The 2476-nt window shown below is 61.7% G+C and carries 4 protein-coding genes; all 4 read left to right on the forward strand.

From position 1 onward, the window contains the following. Positions 1-143: 143 nt before the first annotated feature. The 4 genes from Q0907_RS18915 to arsH are packed head-to-tail and all read left to right on the forward strand — an operon-like array spanning position 144 to position 2345. On the forward strand, positions 144-464 hold the full coding sequence (locus Q0907_RS18915) for a metalloregulator ArsR/SmtB family transcription factor (protein WP_299347587.1): 321 nt from the start codon (positions 144-146) through the stop codon (positions 462-464). Positions 465-485: 21 nt separating this feature from the next. After that, entirely contained in the window at positions 486-989 is a 504-nt protein-coding gene (locus Q0907_RS18920) for an arsenate reductase ArsC (RefSeq protein WP_299347589.1), read from the forward strand. Continuing rightward, positions 986-1633 carry an MIP/aquaporin family protein gene (locus Q0907_RS18925; protein WP_299347590.1) on the forward strand — a complete coding sequence of 216 codons (648 nt, stop codon included), beginning with the start codon at positions 986-988 and terminating at the stop codon, positions 1631-1633. The genes Q0907_RS18920 and Q0907_RS18925 overlap by 4 nt, the downstream gene beginning before the upstream one ends. Next, positions 1626-2345: an arsenical resistance protein ArsH gene (arsH, locus tag Q0907_RS18930; protein ID WP_299347591.1), complete on the forward strand. Its 720-nt coding sequence runs from the start codon at positions 1626-1628 to the stop codon at positions 2343-2345. The genes Q0907_RS18925 and arsH overlap by 8 nt, the downstream gene beginning before the upstream one ends. The last annotated feature ends 131 nt before the right edge of the window (positions 2346-2476 follow it).

Consider the following 2476-nt stretch of genomic DNA (forward strand, 5'->3'; position numbering starts at 1 on the left):
CCACGCAAGACGCTGGACTACGAAACACCAGCAGAGCGATATCGACAAACTGTTGCGTCGATTGGTTGAATCCAAGGCCCAAAGCGGTCATCCAGCTGCAATGATGGGTTGCAATACTTCTAATATTCCGGAAATATAGAAGTATGGACACGCCCCAGACCGTTCAAGCGCTTCGTGCGCTCGCGCACGACCACCGGCTTGCCGCCTACCGCGCTCTTGTACAAGCGGGCCCCGGCGGAATGGCCGTCGGCGAGCTACGCGATCAGCTCGATTTGCCGCCCGCCACGCTTACGGCGCATCTGAACCAGTTACGTGCCGCAGGGCTTGTTACTGACGAGCGGGAAGGACGGGTCATCCGGATACGTGCCGACTACGACCGCATGAACGGTCTGATTGGCTTCCTGACGGAGAACTGCTGCGGCGGGAAATCCTGCACGCCGGCGGTCAAGAAGAAGCTCCGTTGATTCGAATTCCAGAGATACGACATGACCGACAAAACCTACAACGTGCTGTTCCTGTGCACCGGCAACTCCGCGCGCAGCATCATGGCTGAGGCGATCCTCAACGTGCTGGGCCACGGCAGGTTCAAGGCCTATAGCGCCGGGAGTCATCCCAGCGGCCACGTCCAGCCGATGGCGCGGGAGCTTGCCGAGGCGATCGGCTATGACGCCAGCCAGGTGCGCAGCAAGAACTGGGACGAGTTCGCCGTGGAAGGCGCACCCGAGATGGATATCGTCATCACGGTTTGCGACAACGCCGCTGGAGAGGCTTGCCCCGTATGGCTGGGCCATCCTGCACTCGCGCACTGGGGTGTGCCCGACCCGGTAGCCGCCACGGGCGATGAAGACGATCGCCGTCGAGCCTATACCGCAGCGTTCTCCACACTGCGCCGTCGTATCGAGCTGCTGCTATCCCTGCCACTGCAAAGCCTCGACCGTCTGGCCGCACAGGCAAAGCTGGGCGAAATTGGACGCGTCGGCGCTGAATGATCCGTCAGCGCCTCTTTGCCGAGTCCTTGGCCACGGGCCTGCTGCTGGTGATGGTGGTGGGCTCCGGGATCATGGCCGAGCGCCTCGCGGACGGAAACGATGCCGTTGCCTTGCTGGCCAACACGCTGGCAACGGTCGGCGGCCTCTACGTCCTCATTGAGGTGTTCGGTTCGATCAGTGGCGCGCACATGAATCCCGCGGTCAGCGCCGTCATGGCTGCGCGTGGCGAACTGCCCAAGGCCCTGTTGCCGGCATATATCGTGTTCCAGCTAGCGGGCGCGGTATGCGGTGCTCTCTTGGCGAACGCCATGTTCGATCTTCCGATCCTGGAGTTCTCAACGAAGGTGCGGACCGGTGCGGGCCAATGGCTGGGCGAGATCGTTGCAACAGCGGGGTTGCTGCTGGTGGTGCTGCGAGCGCCCGCGTCCCGGGTAGCCGTGATGGTGGCTGCGTATATCGGTGCGGCCTACTGGTTCACCTCGTCGACTTCATTCGCGAATCCTGCAGCAGCCTTCGGCCGCATGTTCAGTGACAGCTTCGCCGGCATCTCGCCTGGCGACGTGCCCGCCTTCGTTGTGGCGCAGGTCATTGGGGCAGCCCTGGGCGCCACGATCCACAAGCTACTTGGAAAGCCTCATGTCTAATCTTGGCGATCTTCCCAACATCGCGGCCGAGCTGTTCCATTTGCCCGAGGTTGACCGCCTATCCCCGACCGCACGTGCTGCGCATGGCCCGCGGATTCTTCTGCTCTACGGATCGCTGAGGAAGAGGTCATACAGCAAGTTGCTCGCGCTGGAGGCGGCCCGACTACTGCAGGCGATGGGGGCCGAGACCCGGCTCTTCGATCCGACAGGCCTACCGCTTCCAGATGCAGAGCCCGACACGCATCCGAAGGTGCAGGAACTGCGACAACTGGTGCAGTGGTCCGAAGGCATGGTCTGGAGCTCGCCCGAACGACACGGTTCCATGAGCGGCATCATGAAAGCGCAGATCGACTGGATTCCGTTGTCTCAAGGCTCCGTACGACCAACCCAAGGTAAGACGCTGGCCGTCATGCAGGTCTCTGGCGGTTCGCAGTCATTCAATGCGGTGAACCAGCTCCGTGTGCTTGGACGTTGGATGCGCATGATCACGATCCCCAATCAGTCCTCTGTCGCCAAGGCGTTCAACGAGTTCGGCGAAGACGGGCGCATGAAGCCCTCCGCGTTCTACGACCGCGTCGTGGATGTCATGGAAGAGCTCATGAAGTTCACGCTACTGACGCGCGATATCTCGCCCTACCTGGTCGATCGCTATAGCGAACGCAAGGAAAGCGCGGAAGAGCTTGCCAAGCGGGTCAGCCTCCTCGCCATCTAGATATAGAGGGTGGCCCGCCGACCTCTCTGGTTGGCGCCCCATGTCCGCTCCTGGCCGCGGATTCATATGATCGACGCAACACACGGATAGCTGCATAGGCAGCGGGAGTGTTGCAGATGAAGCGTAGGAAG

This window comes from uncultured Pseudoxanthomonas sp. (genome assembly GCF_947498795.1).
In the GTDB taxonomy this organism is placed as follows: Bacteria; Pseudomonadota; Gammaproteobacteria; order Xanthomonadales; family Xanthomonadaceae; genus Pseudoxanthomonas_A.

Coding starts and splice junctions, on each gene's coding strand:
- Q0907_RS18915 (WP_299347587.1), top strand. CDS start 144: ATGGACACGCCCCAGACCGTTCAAGCGCTTCGTGCGCTCGCGCACGAC.
- Q0907_RS18920 (WP_299347589.1), top strand. CDS start 486: ATGACCGACAAAACCTACAACGTGCTGTTCCTGTGCACCGGCAACTCC.
- Q0907_RS18925 (WP_299347590.1), top strand. CDS start 986: ATGATCCGTCAGCGCCTCTTTGCCGAGTCCTTGGCCACGGGCCTGCTG.
- arsH (WP_299347591.1), top strand. CDS start 1,626: ATGTCTAATCTTGGCGATCTTCCCAACATCGCGGCCGAGCTGTTCCAT.